General features: G+C 54.6%; 3 protein-coding genes. All 3 read right to left on the reverse strand.

From position 1 onward, the window contains the following. Nucleotides 1–209: 209 nt before the first annotated feature. A complete protein-coding gene (locus FE851_RS25835) occupies nt 210–458 on the reverse strand; it encodes a hypothetical protein (protein ID WP_145206932.1) in 249 nt (82 codons plus the stop codon). Then, nucleotides 455–889, reverse strand: a complete 435-nt coding sequence (locus FE851_RS25840; RefSeq protein WP_145206933.1) for a putative toxin-antitoxin system toxin component, PIN family — start codon at nt 887–889, stop codon at nt 455–457. Before FE851_RS25840 ends, FE851_RS25835 begins: the two co-directional genes overlap by 4 nt. Nucleotides 890–976: 87 nt before the next feature. Beyond that, nucleotides 977–1,227: plasmid partitioning protein RepB C-terminal domain-containing protein (locus tag FE851_RS25845; RefSeq protein ID WP_315850642.1), on the reverse strand; the 251-nt coding region annotated here is incomplete at its 5' end.

Genomic DNA, 1,227 nt, shown 5'->3' on the forward strand with positions numbered 1-1,227 from the left:
TGAAAATCCCGGGTCACTTCTCAGTGCAAATCAACAGCACTGCGAATTTTGCTTGCCAAATTGTTCCCCAGGACACAAAATGTGTCCTGGCCTGTTTTGAAAAAACTCATAACATGCTGAAATAAGCCGATTTATTGGCAGCACCTGTGCGTACGGTGAATTGCCTATGCGCAAGGTGCATTACCACCCATTATTGAACCGAAGCTCCTTCAATGCGTTCCGGGCAACTCGTCACCGTCAAGCGGAGGCCGATCTGGCACCTGCGCGAGGATTGCAAGCGCAGCAGCTGGATTTGCGCGTTCGGCACGGAGCCGGATATCTGCCGTTGCCCTCAACTCCCCTACCCGCTCCGCAATCAGCGACGACAGGAACTGGTTCAGCGACGTACCGTTCAGCTCCGCTAGATGCTTGGCTTCCGCCATAACATGATCCGGCAGCCGCAAAGGATAATTGCTCATTTCGTCTCTCCTCCTTCGAGGCGTAAAAACAACTCACCGGGCTTGATCACATCTACCCGGTATAATTCCCGCGCCGGTAGAAAGTCCCGCACGTTCATGGTGACGATGGCATCCGCCCCGGCCTGGACCGCGCACTCCAGAACCATATCGTCCGCCGGATCGCTCAGCGTCGGACGAAGCTTAGTCCTGATGGGCATTATCCGCCGCGCCTGTCCGACGACAGCATCTAGCACTTGGTCCAACTCCTCCTTCGACGCCCAACTCGCCTCACGCATCGCTGCTCGATTGAGCACAGCTTCATATTCCAACACCAGCGCGACAGACACAGCGTATGGGAGTTCGCCTTTCAGCGCGCTCTTGACGATTCGATACGACGCTCCAGACCGCGACCAGAGCGCGGCGACAAGAATGTTGGTATCCAGCACATACATGACGTCATATATAACGTCGTAATCTGCGCTTCGCAACATTTTGGATGCCGTAGCTGCTACGACGGATCAGGCGCGCCGACACCCGCTTCAATGGGACGATTGGTCCAGAGATGTATTCGAAATAATAGTCTGGAATTCGGCATTAATTTCGGGATGACGCCTTTCGAGATAGGCGGTGATACGCTCGTTTGCCAGCAGCTTGCCTAGATAGCGTGATGCGACGACGAGATGCAAAACATCATCGCCCAAGCCATCTTCCACCGCCTTCATGTCACGACTGAGGTTCTCCATCTCCCTTTCCAAATGCGGCCTCGACGAAGAAAATCTGCGCCTATCCC

The sequence above is a fragment of the Sphingobium sp. B2 genome, assembly GCF_007693735.1.
GTDB lineage: Bacteria > Pseudomonadota > Alphaproteobacteria > Sphingomonadales > Sphingomonadaceae > Sphingobium > Sphingobium xenophagum.

Coding starts and splice junctions, on each gene's coding strand:
- FE851_RS25835 (WP_145206932.1), bottom strand. CDS start 458: ATGAGCAATTATCCTTTGCGGCTGCCGGATCATGTTATGGCGGAAGCC.
- FE851_RS25840 (WP_145206933.1), bottom strand. CDS start 889: ATGTATGTGCTGGATACCAACATTCTTGTCGCCGCGCTCTGGTCGCGG.